Annotated in this window: 16 protein-coding genes; all 16 read left to right on the top strand. The window is 69.7% G+C overall.

What is annotated here, in order from left to right:
- On the top strand, window positions 1-777 hold a 777-nt coding region (locus tag AC27VN_RS12780; protein ID WP_490876778.1), incomplete at its 5' end, for a DUF6537 domain-containing protein.
- Between the two features lie 23 nt (window positions 778-800).
- On the top strand, window positions 801-1,787 hold the full coding sequence (locus AC27VN_RS12775) for a PDR/VanB family oxidoreductase (RefSeq protein ID WP_490876777.1): 987 nt from the start codon (window positions 801-803) through the stop codon (window positions 1,785-1,787).
- A gap of 17 nt (window positions 1,788-1,804) precedes the next feature.
- On the top strand, window positions 1,805-3,121 hold the full coding sequence (locus tag AC27VN_RS12770; RefSeq protein ID WP_490876776.1) for an aromatic ring-hydroxylating dioxygenase subunit alpha: 1,317 nt from the start codon (window positions 1,805-1,807) through the stop codon (window positions 3,119-3,121).
- Complete coding sequence (locus AC27VN_RS12765; RefSeq protein ID WP_093348946.1) at window positions 3,121-3,606, top strand: aromatic-ring-hydroxylating dioxygenase subunit beta; 486 nt, start codon at window positions 3,121-3,123, stop codon at window positions 3,604-3,606. The genes AC27VN_RS12770 and AC27VN_RS12765 overlap by 1 nt, the downstream gene beginning before the upstream one ends.
- Before the next feature lie 16 nt (window positions 3,607-3,622).
- Window positions 3,623-5,251: an AMP-binding protein gene (locus AC27VN_RS12760; protein ID WP_490876775.1), complete on the top strand. Its 1,629-nt coding sequence runs from the start codon at window positions 3,623-3,625 to the stop codon at window positions 5,249-5,251.
- 295 nt (window positions 5,252-5,546) lie between these two features.
- Window positions 5,547-6,716 (top strand): thiolase family protein, encoded by a 1,170-nt coding sequence (locus tag AC27VN_RS12755; RefSeq protein ID WP_490876774.1) that lies wholly within the window; start codon window positions 5,547-5,549, stop codon window positions 6,714-6,716.
- Complete coding sequence (locus AC27VN_RS12750) at window positions 6,713-7,969, top strand: SDR family NAD(P)-dependent oxidoreductase (protein WP_203204949.1); 1,257 nt, start codon at window positions 6,713-6,715, stop codon at window positions 7,967-7,969. The genes AC27VN_RS12755 and AC27VN_RS12750 overlap by 4 nt, the downstream gene beginning before the upstream one ends.
- A gap of 32 nt (window positions 7,970-8,001) precedes the next feature.
- Complete coding sequence (locus AC27VN_RS12745) at window positions 8,002-8,814, top strand: cyclase family protein (protein ID WP_395348415.1); 813 nt, start codon at window positions 8,002-8,004, stop codon at window positions 8,812-8,814.
- On the top strand, window positions 8,811-9,542 hold the full coding sequence (locus tag AC27VN_RS12740) for an SDR family oxidoreductase (protein ID WP_209541227.1): 732 nt from the start codon (window positions 8,811-8,813) through the stop codon (window positions 9,540-9,542). Before AC27VN_RS12745 ends, AC27VN_RS12740 begins: the two co-directional genes overlap by 4 nt.
- Window positions 9,543-9,595: 53 nt before the next feature.
- Window positions 9,596-10,762 carry an ABC transporter substrate-binding protein gene (locus AC27VN_RS12735; RefSeq protein ID WP_296781595.1) on the top strand — a complete coding sequence of 389 codons (1,167 nt, stop codon included), beginning with the start codon at window positions 9,596-9,598 and terminating at the stop codon, window positions 10,760-10,762.
- 55 nt (window positions 10,763-10,817) lie between these two features.
- On the top strand, window positions 10,818-11,957 hold the full coding sequence (locus AC27VN_RS12730) for an ABC transporter substrate-binding protein (RefSeq protein WP_093348966.1): 1,140 nt from the start codon (window positions 10,818-10,820) through the stop codon (window positions 11,955-11,957).
- 22 nt (window positions 11,958-11,979) lie between these two features.
- The gene (locus AC27VN_RS12725) at window positions 11,980-13,311 is read left to right on the top strand and encodes an aromatic ring-hydroxylating dioxygenase subunit alpha (RefSeq protein ID WP_296730520.1); all 1,332 of its coding nucleotides are present in this window, start codon (window positions 11,980-11,982) and stop codon (window positions 13,309-13,311) included.
- Between the two features lie 61 nt (window positions 13,312-13,372).
- Window positions 13,373-13,837 carry an aromatic-ring-hydroxylating dioxygenase subunit beta gene (locus tag AC27VN_RS12720; RefSeq protein WP_490876773.1) on the top strand — a complete coding sequence of 155 codons (465 nt, stop codon included), beginning with the start codon at window positions 13,373-13,375 and terminating at the stop codon, window positions 13,835-13,837.
- Between the two features lie 46 nt (window positions 13,838-13,883).
- Window positions 13,884-15,044: an ABC transporter substrate-binding protein gene (locus AC27VN_RS12715; protein ID WP_490876772.1), complete on the top strand. Its 1,161-nt coding sequence runs from the start codon at window positions 13,884-13,886 to the stop codon at window positions 15,042-15,044.
- Window positions 15,045-15,119: 75 nt separating this feature from the next.
- On the top strand, window positions 15,120-16,175 hold the full coding sequence (locus AC27VN_RS12710) for a branched-chain amino acid ABC transporter permease (protein ID WP_203204956.1): 1,056 nt from the start codon (window positions 15,120-15,122) through the stop codon (window positions 16,173-16,175).
- Window positions 16,172-17,079: branched-chain amino acid ABC transporter permease (locus AC27VN_RS12705; protein WP_490876771.1), on the top strand; the 908-nt coding region annotated here is incomplete at its 3' end. The genes AC27VN_RS12710 and AC27VN_RS12705, both read left to right, overlap by 4 nt.

Below are 17,079 nucleotides of genomic sequence, written 5' to 3'. Positions count from 1 at the left end.
GTGCAGAAGGATTTCGCGCCGGCGCAGCATGCGCTGCTGCTCGAGGGCGTGCGCCGCCTCATCGACTACCAGGATCCGGCCTATGCGGGCCTCTACCTCGACCGCGCCGCCGCGCTGCAGTCGCTCGGCAGTCCTGCGCTGCTCGAGGTCGCGGCGCGCCACCTGGCGCTGTGGATGTCCTATGAAGACACGGCGCGCGTGGCCTCGCTCAAGATCCGCGCGACCCGCTTCGACCGCGTGCGCGACGAGTCGCGCGTGCAGGCCGACCAGCTGCTCGCGATCCACGAGTACATGCATCCGCGGCTGCAGGAGATCTGCGAGACCCTGCCCGCGGGCCTGGGCCGCTGGCTCATGCGCACCGGCTGGGCGCGCGGCCTGGTCGAACGCTTCACGCGCAAGGGCCGCGTGGTGCAGACCAGCTCGCTGCATGGCTACCTGCTGCTGTCCACCGTGGCCGGCATGGGCCGCTGGCGCCGTTCCACGCTGCGCTACGCGGACGAGAACCGGCGCATCGAGGCCTGGCTGGCCGAGATCGCCGCCACCGCCGCGCGCAACACCGAGCTCGCGATCGAGGTCGCGCAGTGCCAGCGGCTGGTCAAGGGCTACAGCGACACGCACGAACGCGGCCTGCGCAACTACGACACCGTGATGGCGGCCCTGCGCCGCGCCGGCGATGCGCTCGCGCCGGCCACCTTGCGCGAGCTGCGCAATGCCGCGCTGGCCGACGAGCACGGCCACCAGCTGCAGGCGGCGCTGGTACGCCACGCACTGGCCTGAACGACGAAGAAGAGACGACACCCATGGCCTCCGATCCCACGACCCTTCGCCTGCGCGTCGCCGAAGCGCGCGAACTCAATCCGCTGGTCCGGCTGTTCCGCCTGCGCGCCGACGATGGCGCCGCGCTGCCGGGCTTCGAGGCCGGCGCCCACATCCGCGTGCGCGTCGACCTCGGCCACGGCCAGTCGGACTGGCGCCACTATTCGCTGATCGACTTCGCGGCGGGCGGCCAGCCGGCACCGGCCGAGTACCTGATCGCGGTGCGCAAGGAGGCCGCGGGCCGCGGCGGCTCGCGCTTCATGCACGAGCGGCTGCGCGAGGGCGACACCATCGAGGCCGAGCCGCCGAAGAACGATTTTCCGCTGCACGCCGGCACGGGCCGCGCGGTGCTGCTGGCCGGCGGCATCGGCATCACGCCGCTCGCGAGCATGGCCGCGCACCGCCGCGCGCAGGGCCTGCCGGTGGAACTGCATTACGCGGGCCGCAGCCGCGCGCTGATGGCCTTCCTGCCCGAACTCGGCGAGCTGCTGGGCACCGACCTGCTGCTGCACGACGACGAGTCGAAGGGCGCGCCCTTCGACGTGGGCGCGCTGCTCGCGCGCTGCGACCCGGCCGACCAGCTCTATGTCTGCGGCCCCAAGCCCATGCTCGACGCGGTGCTGGCCCAGACCCAGGCGCGCGGATGGAACAGCGACCGCGTGCACTTCGAGCTCTTCACCGCGCCCGTGGTGGAGGAGGGCGACCATGCCTTCGAGGTCGAGCTCGCCATGTCGGGCCAGCGCTTCACCGTGCCGGCCGACCAGAGCATCCTCGACTGCCTGATCGAGCACGGCTGCGACCCGATGTTCGACTGCAAGCGCGGCGAATGCGGCGTGTGCGCCGTGCCCGTGATCGACGGCGAGATCGACCACCGCGACTACGTGCTCACGGCACGCGAGAAGGCCGCGGGCAACGTGATCCAGATCTGCATCTCCCGCGCCAAGGGCCAGCGGCTGGTGCTCGACCTCTGAACCCAAGGAGTCCACGCATGACCAGCTACCGAGGCAATCCCGACGCGGTCCGCGCGCTGGTGCGGCCCGACCGCGTGCACCGCGACCTCTACATCAGCGAGGAGATCTTCGCGCTCGAGCAGGAGCACTTCTTCGCCAACACCTGGAACTACGTCGGCCACGAGAGCCAGTTGCCCAAGCCCGGCGACTACATCACCAACGAGATCGCGGGCCGGCCGCTGATCGTGGTGCGCCATGCCGACGGCAGCGTGCGCGTGCTGATGAACCGCTGCGCCCACAAGGGTTCGCGGCTGGTGAGCGCGCCCTGCGGCAACACCGGCAAGTTCTTCCGCTGCCCGTATCACGCCTGGACCTTCAAGACCGACGGCTCGCTGCTGTCGATCCCGCTGAAGAACGGCTACGAGGGCACGCAGCTGCACGACTGCGAGGCTTCCAAGGGCCTGGTGCCGGTGGCGGGCGTGCGCAGCTACCGCGGCTTCGTCTTCGTGAAGATCAACGACGTCGGCCCCTCGTTCGAGGAGTACTTCGGCGACTCGCTGAGCTCGATCGACAACATGGCCGACCGCTCGCCCGAGGGCGAGCTCGAGATCGCCGGCGGCTGCCTGCGCTTCACGCACCAGTGCAACTGGAAGATGTTCGTCGAGAACCTCAACGACACCATGCATCCGATGGTGGCGCACGAGTCCTCGGCCGGCACCGCCAAGACCATGTGGGCCGGCAAGCCCGCCGACGAGCCCAAGCCGATGGCGATCGAGCAGTTCGTGCCCTTCATGTCGGACTACAAGTTCTTCGAGGACATGGGCGTTCGCACCTACGACAACGGCCACAGCTTCACGGGCGTCAACTTCAGCATCCACAGCAAGTACAAGGCGATCTCCGCGTACGACGACGCGATGAAGGCCCGCTACGGCGAGGAGCGCACCGCGCAGATCCTCGGCATGGCGCGCCACAACACGGTCTACTACCCGAACCTCACGATCAAGGGCGCGATCCAGGCGATCCGCGTGGTCAAGCCGGTGTCGGCCGGCATGTCGATCGTCGAGAGCTGGACCTTCCGCCTCAAGGGCGCGCCGCCCGAGCTGCTGCAGCGCACCACCATGTACAGCCGGCTCATCAACTCGCCGTTCTCGGTGGTGGGGCACGACGACCTGCAGGCCTACCGCGGCATGCAGGCCGGCCTGCATGCCAGCGGCAACGAGTGGGTGAGCCTGCACCGCAACTTCGAGGACGGCGAGGCCGAGCGCAGCGGCGAGGCCACCACCGTCGGCACCAGCGAGCTGCCGATGCGCAACCAGTACCGCAGCTGGGCGCGCTACATGACGGAGACGATGTGATGAGCGCCGCCGTCACGCACCAGCAGCTGGTCGACTTCGTGGTGCGCGAGTGCCGCCTGCTCGACGCCAAGCGCTACGAGGAGTGGAATGCGCTCTTCACCGACGAGGCCTTCTACTGGGTGCCGCTGATTCCCGACCAGGAGGACGGCATCAACCACACCTCGCACATGTACGAGGACAAGCTGCTGCGCGAGCTGCGCATCGAGCGCCTGAAGAGCCCGCGCGCCTTCTCGCAGCAGCCGCCGAGCCGCTGCCACCACCTGCTGCAGGCACCCACGGTCGAGGAGTTCGACGAGGCTGCCAACCGCTACGTGGTGCGTACGGAGTTCCACTACACCGAGTGCCAGGGCGACGAACTGCAGTTCTACGTCGGCACCTTCTTCCATCACCTGCTGTGGCAGGACGGCGCGCTGCGCATGACGCTCAAGCGCGTGAACCTGCTGAACTGCGACGCGGCACTGCCCGCGGTGCAGCTCTTTATCTGAACGGACGGACACCGCGATGACGCATCCCACCGTCCATGCCGCCTTCGCCGCCTCGGCGGCGCGCACGCCCGAGGCCGAATTCCTGTGCGTCGAGCCGGTCACGGCCGCGAGCTATGGCATCGAGGCCGGCAGCATCCGCTGGCGCGAGGCCGCGGCCGAGGTCGACCGGCTGCGCGAGGCCTATGCACGCGCGGGCTACGGCCATGGCCACCGCGTCGGGCTGCTGCTCGAGAACCGGCCGGCCTTCCTGTACCACTGGTTCGCGCTCAATGCACTCGGCGTGAGCGTGGTGCCGATCAATGCCGAGATGCGCGCGGCCGAGCTGGCCTACCTGATCGGCCACAGCGGGATCGAGCTCGCGGTGAGCCTGCCGCAGCGCGCCGACGATCTGCGCGCGGCGGCGCAGCGCGAAGGTGCCACGCTCGACGTGATGCAGGCCTCGGACCTCGAAGTGCCGCCGGCCCGCGGCCGCGCACCGCGCGCGCACGAACCCGTCGGCCCGAACACCGAATGCGCGCTGCTCTACACCTCGGGCACCACCGGGCGCCCCAAGGGCTGCATGCTGGGCAACGAGTACTTCATCCGCGCGGGCGAGTGGTATGCGGGGCTCGACGGCGTGTGCGAGGTGCGGCGCGACCGCGAGCGGATCATCACGCCGCTGCCGCTCAACCACGTGAACGCGATGGCCTTCTCGACCATGGTGATCCTGGTGGCCGGCGGCTGCCTGATCCAGCTCGACCGCTTCCATCCGAAGAGCTGGCTGCACAGCGTGCGCGAGACCGGCGCGACCATCGTCCACTACCTCGGCGTGATGCCCGCGATGCTGCTGGCCGCGCCCGCGTCGCCCTCCGACCGCAAGCACGCGGTGCGCTGGGCCTTCGGCGCGGGCGTGGACCGGCGCAACCATGGCGTGTTCGAGGAACGCTTCGGCTTCCCGCTGGTCGAGGCCTGGGCCATGACGGAGACGGGCGCCGCCGCCTGCGTGATGGCGAACCATGAGCCGCGCCACATCGGCACGAGCTGCTTCGGCCGGCCCGAGGATTTCGTGGAGCTGCGGCTGGTCGACGAAGCCGGCGCGGACGTGCCGGTGGGCACGCCGGGCGAACTGCTGGTGCGCAGCGCGGGTCCCGATCCGCGCCGCTATTTCTTCTCGGGCTATCTCAAGGACGAGGCCGCGACCCAGGAGGCCTGGGCCGATGGCTGGTTCCACACGGGCGACATGGTGCGCCGCGAATCCGACGGCAGCCTCTGCTTCGTCGACCGCAAGAAGAACGTGATCCGCCGCAGCGGCGAGAACATCTCGGCGGTGGAGGTCGAGAGCGTGCTGAACCAGCATCCGGCGGTGAAGAGCTCGGCCGTGGCCGCGACGCCCGATACGGTGCGTGGCGACGAGGTGCTGGCCTGCATCGTGCTGCACGAGGCGGTGAATGAGGATGCGCGCTCCGCCGTGGCGCTGAGCATCGTGGCGCATGCGCTCGATCAGCTCGCCTATTACAAGGCGCCTGGTTATGTGGCGTTCGTCGATGCCTTGCCGCTCACGGCTTCTCAAAAGATCCAGCGCGGGGAGTTGCGTGTGCTGGCCCAGGGTTTGCCTGGGCAGGTGCATTGCATCGATACGCGTGGGTTGAAGAAGAGGCAGGGGTGATGGACATGCGCTTGATTCGTTCGGGACGGGCTCACGCCGACGGGGTACTCCCCTCCGCGAATGTCCCCCGCCCTTCGGGCTCCTCCTTTATTTCGCTGCGGGGAGTACCCCATCGACGTGAGCTTGGGGCAGGGCGGTTGAACCGGCCCGCACAACGACTGCGCCCACGTGCACAGGGCAGTGGGTGCTTCCCGCAGCGAAATAAAGGAGGAGCCGAAGGCGGGGGACATTCGCGGAGGGAAGTACCCGCTGTCCTGTGCACGCGCCCCCGGCCGAACAAAGTGGAGCCCAAACAATGACCCACCGCCAATCCTACGAAGGCGTAGCCGTAGCGGTCCCCGTCACGGTGCCCTACCAACGCTACTCCACGCTCACAGCGCACTGGTTCCTGGGCCAGGCGATTGAGGCCCTCGTCAAAGACAGCGGAATCGAGAAAGACGCAATAGACGGCCTCTGCATCAGCAGCTTCTCATTGGCCCCAGACACCGCAGTAGGCGTCACCCAGCACCTGGGCCTCTCGCCACGCTGGCTCGACCACGTACCGACGGGTGGCGCCTCGGGCGTGATGTGCCTGCGCCGTGCCGCGCGCGCGGTGCAGAGCGGCGATGCCGATGTCGTGGCCTGCGTGGCGGCCGACACCAACCATGTCGACTCCTTCCGCCAGACCCTCGGCAGCTTCAGCAACTTCGCGCGCGATGCCACCTATCCCTATGGATCGGGCGGGCCCAATTCGATCTTCGCGATGATCACCGCGCACTACATGCGGCGCTTCGGTGCGAAGCGCGAGGACTTCGGCCGCATCGCGGTGGACCAGCGCGCCAATGCGCTGCGCAATCCCAACGCCATGTTCAAGAAGCCGCTCACGCTCGACGAGTACATGGACGCGCGGCCCATCGCCGAGCCCTTGCACCTGTTCGACTGCGTCATGCCCTGCGCGGGGGCCGAGGCCTTCCTCGTGATGAGCGAGGAGCGTGCGCGCGACCTCGGCCTTGCGCACGTCGCGATCCGCGGCGCCATCGAGCGCCACAACGCCTATTCGGAAGATCCGGTGATGGTGCAGGGCGGCTGGCGCCGCGACCGCGACGACCTCTATGCCCAGGCCGGCGCCGCGCCCGCGCAGGTCGACTTCATCCAGACCTACGACGACTACCCCGTGATCGCCATGATGCAGTTCGAGGACCTGGGCTTCTGCGAGAAGGGCGAGGGCCCGGCCTTCGTGCGCTCGCACACCATGACCTGCGAAGGCAGCTTTCCCAACAACACCAGCGGCGGCCAGCTGTCCGCGGGCCAGGCCGGTGCCGCGGGCGGCTTCCTCGGCATGACCGAGACCATCCGCCAGCTCACCGACACCGCGGGCGCGCGCCGCGTGCCCGACGCCAAGCTGGGCCTCGTGGCCGGCTTCGGCATGGTGACCTACGACCGCTGCCTGTGCACCGGCGCCGTCCTCCTGGGGAGAAGCCAATGACCATGCCCCTCATGCGCCCTCCGCGCAAGAACCCCGTGCTGCGCACGCGGCAGATGAACCTGCCGCCCTGGCAGCGCGGCCGCATCGCGCTGGGCATCACCGCCGCCGCGGCCGAGGGCCGCTTCGAGCTGCAGACCTGCGAGGACTGCGGCACCGTGCAGTACCCGCCGCGCGCGGCCTGCCACAAGTGCCTGTCGCCGCACCTCGCCTGGCGCGAGCAGGACGGCGAGGGCGAGCTGCTGAGCAGCACCACGCTGCATCACAGCAACGACCTGTTCTTCCGCGAGCGCCTGCCCTGGCGGCTGGGCCTGGTGCACCTCGATGCCGGCCCTACGCTGATGGTGCACCTGCACGGCGAGGTCGGCGAGGCGCCCTCGCGCGTCAAGGTGGGCGCGCGGCTCGACCGCGCGGGACAGGCGGTACTGATCGGATTCCCGAACCAAGGAAGTGCACACATGGCCGACGACAGGATGCTCAGAGAAATGACCAGCGACCCCAAGTTCCGCAAGGTGCTGGTGACCGACGGCAAGACCGAGGTCGGGCAGGCGATCGTGCGCGCCCTCGTGAAGGCCGGCGCCGACATCGTCTGGGTCGGCCATGCCGAACCCTGGAAGAAGCTCGGCGACGGCCTCGACGACATCGGCGCGCTGCCGCAGGTCACGCTGGTGCCGCTCGACCTCACCAACGGCCGGCAGGTGACCGAGCTCGCGGGCTCCATCGGCGGCAAGGTCGACATCGTCATCAACAACGCCGAGGTGCACCGCACCTTCGGCATCGCCTCGCGGCGTGGCACCGACGTGGCCAAGGCCGAGATGGACATCAACTACTTCGGCGCGCTGCGGCTGGCGCAGGAGTTCGGTCCCGCGCTCAAGGGCCGTTCGGCCGATGGCGCCACCGGTGCCACCGCCTGGGTCAACTTGCTGTCGATCTACGCGCTGAGCAACTACCCGGCGCACGGCACCTTCAGCGCATCGAAGGCCGCCGCCTATTCGCTCGCCCAGTGCCTGCGGGCCGAGATGCGGCCGGCCGGCATCCGGGTCGTCAACGTGTTCCCGGGCCCGATCGACGATGAGTGGAACCAGCACATGCCGCCGCCCAAGCTCGGCGCCCCGGCACTCGCGAGCGCGATCGTGAAGGCGCTGCGCGACGGCGTGGAAGACGTCTACCCCGGCGACGTGGCGCAGGAGTGGCTCGAGCGCTGGCGCGACAACCCCAAGGTGCTGGAACGCGAACTCGCGGCCGGCGGCAGCTGAAGACAGACAGACAGAGACAGGAGCGCTCCCCGATGACCACCAGCAACCCCACGCTCACCCCGGCGCAGATCCTCGCGGGCCTGGCCGGCGCCCTGGCCGGCGGCGGCATCCGCGTGATCGACCTCACCCAGACCCTGACGCCCGAGTTCCCGCAGATCGCGCTGCCGCCTGAGATGGGGCAGTGCTGGCCGTTCCGCATCGAGGAGGTCTCGAAGTACGACGAGCGCGGACCCGGCTGGTACTGGAACAACTTCTCCTGCGGCGAACACACCGGCACCCACTTCGATGCGCCGATCCACTGGATCTCGGGCCGCGACCTGCCGAACAACTCGGTCGACACCATCCCCGTGCAGCACTTCGTGGCGCCGGCCTGCGTCATCGACTGCTCCCCGCAGGTCAAGGACGACCCCGACTACCTGCTCACGCCCGCGGACATCGAGGACTACGAGGCGAAGCACGGCCGCATTCCGGCCGGCGCCTGGGTGCTGATGCGCACCGACTGGTCGAAGCGCCACGACCCCGAGGCCTACCAGAACTTCGACGAGACCGGCCAGCACACGCCGGGCCCGAGCACCGAGGCCGTGCGCTTCCTGGTCGAGCAGCGCGACGTGCTGGGCTTCGGCTCCGAGGCCATCGGCACCGATGCCGGCCAGGGCTATCACCTGCGCCCGCCGTACCCCTGCCACTACTACATGCACGGCGCGGGCCGCTATGGCCTGCAGTGCCTGAGCAACCTCGACCTGCTGCCGCCCGCGGGCGCGATGCTGATCTGCCCGCCGCTGAAGATCGAGAAGGGCAGCGGCAGCCCGCTGCGGGTGCTCGCGCTGGTGGGAGCGAACGCATGAGCGAAGCACCGAAGACCGCCGTCGTCACCGGCGGCAGCGCCGGCATCGGCAAGGCCATCTGCCTCGACCTGCTCGAGCAGGGCTACGAGGTCGTCTCGCTCGCGCGCCGCAAGGCCGAGATCGACCATCCGAAGCTGCACAGCATCGAGGTCGACCTTGCAGACCGCGCGGCCACGGCCGAGGCCGCGAAGGAGCTGGTGTCGCGCTTCGAGGTGACCACCGTGGTCCACAACGCCGGCGTGATTCGCGCCGCGCTGCTGCCCGAGGTCCAGCTGTCCGACCTCGACGCGCTGGTCGACCTGCACCTCGGTTGCGCGATCCAGCTCGTGCAGGCCGCGCTGCCCGCGATGCGCGCGCGCCGCTTCGGCCGCGTGGTGCTGCTGTCGTCGCGCGCCGCGCTGGGCCTGGCCACGCGCACCAGCTATTCGGCCACCAAGGCCGGCATGCTGGGCATGGCGCGCACCTGGGCGCTCGAGCTCGCGCCCGAGGGCATCACCGTCAACGTGGTCGCGCCCGGGCCGATCCGCACCGACATGTTCTACGACGTGGTCGAGGCCGGCAGCGAGAAGGAACGCGCGCTGGCCGCCAGCGTGCCGGTGCGCCGCCTCGGCGAATCGGCCGACGTGGCGCGCGCCGTGCGCTTCTTCGCCGACCCCGCCAACAGCTTCGTCACCGGCCAGGTGCTCTACGTCTGCGGCGGCACCAGCGTCGGCAGCCTGGCGCTCTGAATCCCCACCACCGAGTTCCCGTCACCCACCCCCATCACTCCAGGAGAAGAAGCATGACAGTCATGACCCGAATCCGTGCCCTCGCGGGCCTCGCCGTGGCCGCGGGTGCGCTCGCGGTATCGAACGCCTGGGCGGCAGACCTCAAGGTCGGTTTCATCACCTCGCTGTCGGGACCGGTGTCCTCGCTCGGCATTCCCTACGACAAGGGCATCAAGGCCGCGCAGGCCTACAAGTCCGAGGTCGGCGGCCGCAAGGTGCAGCTGATCGCGCTCGACGATGCCTCCGATCCCTCGACCGCCGCGCGCAACGCGCGCAAGCTGATCGAGGAGGACAAGGTCGACGTCATCATCGGCACCGCCGGCGCGCCGGGCTCGCTGGCCATCGCCGGCGTGGCGCGCGAGACCAGGACCCCGCTGATCTCCATCGCCAACGCCGACCTGCCGGGCGAGGAGGGCGCATGGATGGTGACGCTGCCGCAGCCCGCGCCGCTGATGATGGGCGCGATGGTCGAGAAGATGAAGCAGGCGGGCGTGAAGAGCGTGGCCTACATCGGCTACTCCGACGCCTGGGGCGACCTGGTCTACGACGCGCTCAGCAAGGCCGCGCCCGCGGCCGGCATCAAGGTGGTGAGCAACGAGCGCTATGCGCGCAGCGACTCCTCGGTCGCCGGCCAGGTGCTCAAGATCGTCGCGCTGCGGCCCGACGCCGTCATCACCGGCGCCTCGGGCACGCCCGGCGCGTTGCCCTACCTCGCGCTGACCGAGCGCGGCTACAAGGGAAAGATCTACGGCATGCACTCGCTGATCAACCCCGACTTCATCCGCGTCGGCGGTCCCTCGGTCGATGGCCTGCTCGCGCCCACGGGCCCGGTGGTGGTGGCCGAGCAGCTGCCCGACACCAACCCGATGAAGAAGATCGCGCTCGACTTCCGCGCCGCCTTCCAGAAGGCCAACGGCGCGCCGCCCACCGACACCTTCTCGGCCTACAGCTTCGATGCCTGGCTGATCTACCTCGACGCCGCGCAGCGCGCGCTCGCCACCAAGGCCGAGCCCGGCACGCCGCAGTTCCGCCTCGCGCTGCGCGACGCCATCGTGAGCACCAAGGAGCTGGTGGGCACGCACTCGGTCTACAACTTCAAGCCCGACAACCGCTACGGCTCCGACGACCGCTCGCGCGTGGTGGTGCGGCTCGACAAGGGCCAGTGGAAGCTGGTGCCCTGAGCACGGCCCTTCGCGCGGCGCATCCCTTCCTTTCTCCCCAAGACACCACCCACCCATGAAACTCGCTCGCATCGCCGCGCTCGCGGCCGTCTCGCTCGCCGCGGCCCAGGCCTTCGCCGCCGACCTCAAGGTCGGCGTCATCAGCTCGCTCTCGGGCCCGGTCTCGGCGCTCGGCATTCCCTACGAGAAGGGCATCCGCGCCGCGCTCGCGCAGCAGCCGACCATCGCCGGCCACAAGGTCGAGCTGATCGTGCTCGACGACGCATCCGATCCCACCACCGCCGGGCGCAACGCGCGCAAGCTGGTGACCGAGGACAAGGTCGACGTGCTGATCGGCACTTCGGGCGTGCCTGGCGCGATGGCGATCGCGGCGGTGGCGCGCGAGCTCGGCACGCCGCTGATCTCGCCCACGCCGGTGTCGCTGCCGGGGCCGGAGAACGTGTGGACCGTCTCGGTCTCGCAGCCCTTCGAGCTGATGGTGGCGGCGGTGGTCAAGCGCATGCAGCAGGCCGGCGTGAAGTCGGTGGCCTTCATCGGTTTTTCCGACGCGCTCGGCGATCTCGCCTACGACTCGCTGATGAAGAGCGCGGCCGCGGCCGGCATCAAGGTGGTGGCGAACGAGCGCTATGCGCGCAGCGATTCCTCGGTGGCCGGGCAGGTGCTCAAGATCGTGGCGGCCAAGCCCGAGGCGGTGTTCGCGGGCAACTCGGGCACCCCCGGCGCGCTGCCCTACCTGGCGCTGGCCGAGCGCGGCTACAAGGGCCAGATCTACGGCACGCACGGCCTGATCAATGCCGACTTCGTGCGCGTGGGCGGCAAGTCCATCGAAGGCCTGCAGGTGCCCAGCGGCCCGGTGCTGGTGGCCGAGCAGCTCGATGCGGCCAACCCGATCCGCAAGGTGTCGATGGACTTCCGCGCGGCCTACCAGAAGGCGCACGGCGCGGCGCCGGTCGATGCCTTCTCGTCGTACACCTACGACGCCTACCTGCTGCTGGCCAACGCCGCGGCGCGCGCCAAGGGCGAGCCGGGCACGCCGGCCTATCGCACCTCGTTGCGCGACGCGATCAACGGCACCAAGGAGCTGGTCGGCACGCACGGCATCTACAACTTCAAGCCCGACAACCGCTACGGCTCGGACGAGCGCGCGGTGGTGATCGTGCGCATGGAAAAGGGCCAGTGGAAGCTGGTGCCCTGAGCGCCCGTAGCTGAAGCACCCCATGAGCCGCTACCGCGAACACCCCGAGGCGATCCGCGCGCTGGTCGAGGACCGGCGCGTGCACCGCGACGTCTACCTGAGCGAGGAGCTGTTCGCGCTCGAGCAGGAGCGCTTCTTCGCGCGCACCTGGCTGTTCGCGGGCCATGCGAGCGAGGTGCCCAAGGCCGGCGACTACCGCACGCTCGAGCTCGCGGGCCGGCCGCTGGTGATGGTGCGGCAGGCCGATGGCGCGCTGCGGGTGTTCTACAACCGCTGTGCGCACAAGGGCAGCCAGCTGGTGAGCGATGAGCGCGGCAACGCGGGCAAGTTCTTTCGCTGCCCCTACCACGCCTGGACCTACAAGCTCGACGGCGCGCCGCTCGCGCTGCCGCTGAAGTCGGGCTACGAGAACACCGGGCTCGCGCAGTGCGAGTCGGGGCGCGGCCTGTCGCCCGTGGCGGGCCTCGCGGTCTACCGTGACTTCGTGTTCGTGCGCCTTTCGCCGCAGGGTCCGAGCTTCGAGGACTATTTCGGCGGCGTGCTGCATGCCATCGACAACATGGTCGACCGCTCGCCCGAGGGCCGGCTCACGGTCGCCGGCGGCGTGCTGCGCAACATCGTCCACTGCAACTGGAAGATGTACCTCGAGAACATCAACGACACGGTGCATCCGATGTCGACGCACGAGTCGGCCACCGCCGCGGCCGAGGGCCTGTGGGCCGGCATCACGGCGGCCGAGCCCGAGGCGGCCAAGCCGATGGCGATGGAGCAGATCCTGCCCTTCGGCGCGGGCTACGACTTCTTCGACCGCATGGGCGGTCGCGTCTATCCCAACGGCCACAGCGTGCTGGGCATCCACTTCAGCATCCACTCGAACTACGCCCAGCTGCCAGGGTACGAGGCCGCGATGCGCGCCGCGCACGGCGAGGAGCGCGCCACCGAGATCCTGCAGCGTTCGCCGCAGAACTCGGTGCTGTTCCCGAGCCTCTCGGTCAAGGGCTCGCCGCAGGCGATCCGCGTGATCCGTCCGCTCGCGGCCGACCGCACGCTGATCGAGGCCTGGAGCTTCCGCGCCGAGGGCGCGCCCGAGCTGCTGCTGGAGCGCTCGATGAACTACAACCGGCTCGTGTTCTCGCCGATGTCGGTGGTGGCGCACGACGACGTGCACCTGTTCGAGAGCATGCAGAAGGGCCTGCGCGGCGAGGGCAACGAGTGGGTGAGCCTGCATCGCGACTTCGACCCGGCCGAGCTGGCCCAGGGAACGGCCGAGACCAACGGCACCAACGAGCTGCTGATGCGCAACCAGTTCCGCGCCTGGGCGAAGTTCATGGGCGAGCAGGGGGAGGGCGCATGAGCGCCGCGCCGGGCCGCCCCAAGCAAGCTCGCACCGCAGTGCGAAGCACGAAGGTACTTCAATGAACGATGCCATCGACCTCGTGGTGCGAGAGGCCGCGCTGCTCGACGCGCGCCGCTTCGACGACTGGCTCGCGCTGTACGACGCCGAGTGCCTCTACTGGGTGCCGCTGCTCGGCGCGGCGCAGGCCGATGCGCGCAGCCACAACGCCATCGCCTGCGAGGACCGGCTGCTGCTGCAGCTGCGCGTCGACCGGCTGAAGAACCCGCGCGCGCATTCGCAGCATCCCGCGAGCCATTGCCAGCATGTGCTGCAGCGCTCGGTGCCGGAGGCCGGCGAAGGCGGCGAGGCCGTGTTGCGGACCCCTTTCATCTACATCGAGGCACGCGGCGAGTCGCAAGTGCTGCTCGTCGGCAGCTACCGCCATCGACTGGTTCGCATCGAAGACGGCTGGCGCATCCGCGAGAAGCGCGTCGACCTGCTCAATCCGGGCCAGGCATTGCCGGCCATCCAGCTTTTCATCTAGTTCCCTCCCTCGTTCCACTCCCCACCTTTCCTCCAGGAGCTTCGACATGACCCGCTTGATGCAGTCCCTTCGCCACGCCGCCGTGCTCGCGCTGGCCGCCGGCCTCGGCGCCGCCGCCTTCGCGGCCGACCTCAAGGTCGGCTTGAGCGTGTCGCTGTCGGGCCCGAACTCCTCGCTGGGCGTGCCCTATGCCAAGGGCATGCAGGCCGCGCTGGCCTACAAGGGCGAGATCAGCGGCCGCAAGGTGCAGCTGATCGTGCTCGACGACGGCTCCGACCCGACCACCGCGGGCCGCAATGCGCGCAAGCTGGTGGACGAGGAGAAGGTCGACGTGCTGATGGGCACCTCGGGCGTGCCGGCCGCGATCGCGATGGCGCAGGTCGGGCGCGATGCCAAGGTGCCGATGATCGGGCTCACGCCGATCCTGCTCGACCCGGCCGAGAACGGCTGGGTGATGACGGTGGCGCAGCCGACGCAGCTGATGATCGACGCGGTGGTCGAGCGCATGAAGAAGGACGGCGTGAAGTCGGTCGGCTACATCGGCTTCTCCGACGCCTGGGGCGACCTGGTCTACACCGCGCTGATGAAGGCCGCGCCGGCCGCCGGCATCCAGGTGCTGGGCAACGAGCGCTATGCGCGCGCCGACGCCTCGGTCACGGGCCAGGTGCTGAAGCTGCTCGCGATGAAGCCCGAGGCCGTGATGACCGGCGGCGCCGGCACGCCGGGCGCGCTGCCCTTCCTCGCGCTGCAGGAGCGCGGCTTCAAGGGCAAGGTGTACGGCCAGCACGGGCTGATCAACCCCGACTTCGTGCGCGTGGTCGGTGCCGCCGGCCAGGACGCGCTGATGCCCACCGGCCCGATCATCGTCGCCGAGCAGCTGCCGGCCGACCATCCCACGCGCAAGATCGGCCTGGAGTTCCGCAGCATCTTCCAGAAGGTCAACAACGCGCCCACCAGCGACGCCTTCTCGGCCTATTCCTTCGACGGCTACCTGGTGTTCGCCGATGCGGCCGCACGCGCGCTCACGAAGGCCGAGGCCGGCACGCCCGAGTTCCGGGTCGCGCTGCGCGACGCGATCTTCAGCACCAGGGAGGTCGTGGGCACGCACGGCGTCTACAACTTCAAGCCCGGCGATCTCTACGGCGTGGACCAGCGCGCGCGCGTGATCGTCAAGCTCGACAAGGGCCAGTGGAAGCTCGCGCAGTAAGCGCGGCGCTCCCACCCTCCATCACCCCCAAAGCAAGCGAGAAGCGAGAGCGATGACGAAGCGAAGGACTGTGCAATGACCTGGGACGTGGCCCTCATCCTGGGCATCGACGGGCTGGCCAACGGGGCCATCTACCTGCTGGCCGGGCTCGGCCTGGTGTTGATCTTCTCGGTGACCCGGGTGGTCTTCGTGCCCTTCGGCGACATCGCGGCCTTCGCCGCGCTGACGCTGGCGGCCTTCGAGACCGGCAAGCTGCCGCCGACCATCGGCCTGGTGGCCGTGCTCGCGGCGCTGGCCGTGCTGACCGAGGTCGGCAGCCTGGTGCGGCGCGGCGAGGCGCGGCGCATTCCGAAGGCCGTGCTGGCCTGGGGCGTGCTGCCGCTGGTGCCCTGCGCCATCGCCTGGGCCGCGGCGAGTGCCGGCGTGCCGGCGCCGGTGCAGCTCGCGGTGTCGGTGCTGCTGGTGGTGCCGGTGGCACCGCTGCTGGCGCGCGTGGTGTTCCAGCCGATCGCCGATGCCTCGGTGCTGGTGCTGCTGATCGTCTCGCTGGCGCTGCACTTCCTGCTGTCGGGCCTGGGCCTGCTGTTCTTCGGGCCGGAAGGCTCGCGCACCAGCCCGCTGGCCTCGGGCACGCTCACGCTGGGCGACGGCTTCACCGTCAGCGGCCAGGTGATCCTGATGGTGAGCTCGGCGATCGTGCTCAGCGGCCTGTTCTTCCTGGTGTTCGAACGCACCGTGATGGGCAAGGCGCTGCGCGCCACCGCGGTCAACCGCGTCGGCGCGCGGCTGGTCGGCATCCGGCCCGCGCGCACCGCGCTGCTGGCCTACGGTTGCGCCTCGCTGCTGGCGGGGCTGATCGGCGTGCTGATCGCGCCGGTGACCACCATGTACTACGACTCGGGCTTCATCATCGGGCTCAAGGCCTTCGTGGCGGCCATCATCGGCGGGCTCGTGAGCTACCCGATGACCGCCATCGGCGCGCTGGCGGTCGGCGTGGTCGAGAGCTTCGCCTCGTTCTGGAGCGGCGCGCTCAAGGACGTGATCGTGTTCAGCCTGTTGATCCCGGTGCTGATGCTGCGCTCGTTCATGGCGCGGCACGTGGAAGAGGAAGAAGAGGAGGTGGACCAATGAGCCGCCGCCCACTGATCCTCTGCGCCGTGGTGATCGCCGCGCTGGCCGTGGTGCCGGCGCTGTTCGGCAGCTTCACGGTCTCGCTGCTCAACGACATCGGCATCGGCGCGCTGGTCGCGCTGGGACTGGTGCTGCTCACGGGCGTGGGCGGCGCCACCTCCTTCGGGCAGGCGGCCTTCGTCGGCATCGCGGCCTACGCCACGGCCTGGCTCAGCACCACGCAGGGCTATTCGCCGTGGATCGGCCTGCTGTTCGCGCTGCTGCTGACCGGCCTCTCGGCGCTGGCCATCGGGCTGCTCACGCTGCGCCTGGGCGGGCACTTCCTGCCGCTGTCGACCATCGCCTGGGGGCTGTCGATCGCCATGCTGTTCGGCAACGTCGATGCGCTGGGCCGCCACACCGGGCTGTCGAACATCCCGCCGCTGTTCATCGGCGGCTGGTCGCTGGCCGATCCGCGCGCGATGTATTACCTGATCTGGGCGATCGTCGGACTGGCCTTCCTGTTCAGCCACAACCTGCTGCGCTCGCGCCCCGGCCGCGCGATCCGCAGCCTGCGCGGCGGCGCGACCCTGCTGGCGAGCGTGGGTGCCGATGCCTACCGCGTGCGGCTGTCGCTGTTCGTGACGGCGGCGCTGTTCGCCGGGCTCGCGGGCTGGCTCTACGCGCACATGAACCGCTTCGTGAGCCCTTCGCCCTTCGACGTGCGCGCGAGCATCGAGTACCTGCTGATGGCGGTGGCCGGCGGTCTCGGCAGCCTGGTTGGCGCGCTGGTGGGCGCGGGCCTGGTGCTGGTGCTCAAGAACGGGCTGCAGGACGTGCTGCCGCTGATCACCCAGCGCGCCGGCCAGCTCGAGGCGGTGGCTTTCGCGGTGTTGTTCATCGCGCTGCTGCACTTCGCGCGCGG

Source organism: Variovorax sp. 20P10.2.4 (genome assembly GCF_058244205.1).
This window is presented reverse-complemented; position numbering and strand designations above follow the sequence as displayed.

Coding starts and splice junctions, on each gene's coding strand:
- AC27VN_RS12715 (WP_490876772.1), top strand. CDS start 13,884: ATGACCCGCTTGATGCAGTCCCTTCGCCACGCCGCCGTGCTCGCGCTG.
- AC27VN_RS12725 (WP_296730520.1), top strand. CDS start 11,980: ATGAGCCGCTACCGCGAACACCCCGAGGCGATCCGCGCGCTGGTCGAG.
- AC27VN_RS12775 (WP_490876777.1), top strand. CDS start 801: ATGGCCTCCGATCCCACGACCCTTCGCCTGCGCGTCGCCGAAGCGCGC.
- AC27VN_RS12765 (WP_093348946.1), top strand. CDS start 3,121: ATGAGCGCCGCCGTCACGCACCAGCAGCTGGTCGACTTCGTGGTGCGC.
- AC27VN_RS12770 (WP_490876776.1), top strand. CDS start 1,805: ATGACCAGCTACCGAGGCAATCCCGACGCGGTCCGCGCGCTGGTGCGG.
- AC27VN_RS12735 (WP_296781595.1), top strand. CDS start 9,596: ATGACAGTCATGACCCGAATCCGTGCCCTCGCGGGCCTCGCCGTGGCC.
- AC27VN_RS12760 (WP_490876775.1), top strand. CDS start 3,623: ATGACGCATCCCACCGTCCATGCCGCCTTCGCCGCCTCGGCGGCGCGC.
- AC27VN_RS12740 (WP_209541227.1), top strand. CDS start 8,811: ATGAGCGAAGCACCGAAGACCGCCGTCGTCACCGGCGGCAGCGCCGGC.
- AC27VN_RS12730 (WP_093348966.1), top strand. CDS start 10,818: ATGAAACTCGCTCGCATCGCCGCGCTCGCGGCCGTCTCGCTCGCCGCG.
- AC27VN_RS12745 (WP_395348415.1), top strand. CDS start 8,002: ATGACCACCAGCAACCCCACGCTCACCCCGGCGCAGATCCTCGCGGGC.
- AC27VN_RS12755 (WP_490876774.1), top strand. CDS start 5,547: ATGACCCACCGCCAATCCTACGAAGGCGTAGCCGTAGCGGTCCCCGTC.
- AC27VN_RS12750 (WP_203204949.1), top strand. CDS start 6,713: ATGACCATGCCCCTCATGCGCCCTCCGCGCAAGAACCCCGTGCTGCGC.
- AC27VN_RS12710 (WP_203204956.1), top strand. CDS start 15,120: ATGACCTGGGACGTGGCCCTCATCCTGGGCATCGACGGGCTGGCCAAC.
- AC27VN_RS12720 (WP_490876773.1), top strand. CDS start 13,373: ATGAACGATGCCATCGACCTCGTGGTGCGAGAGGCCGCGCTGCTCGAC.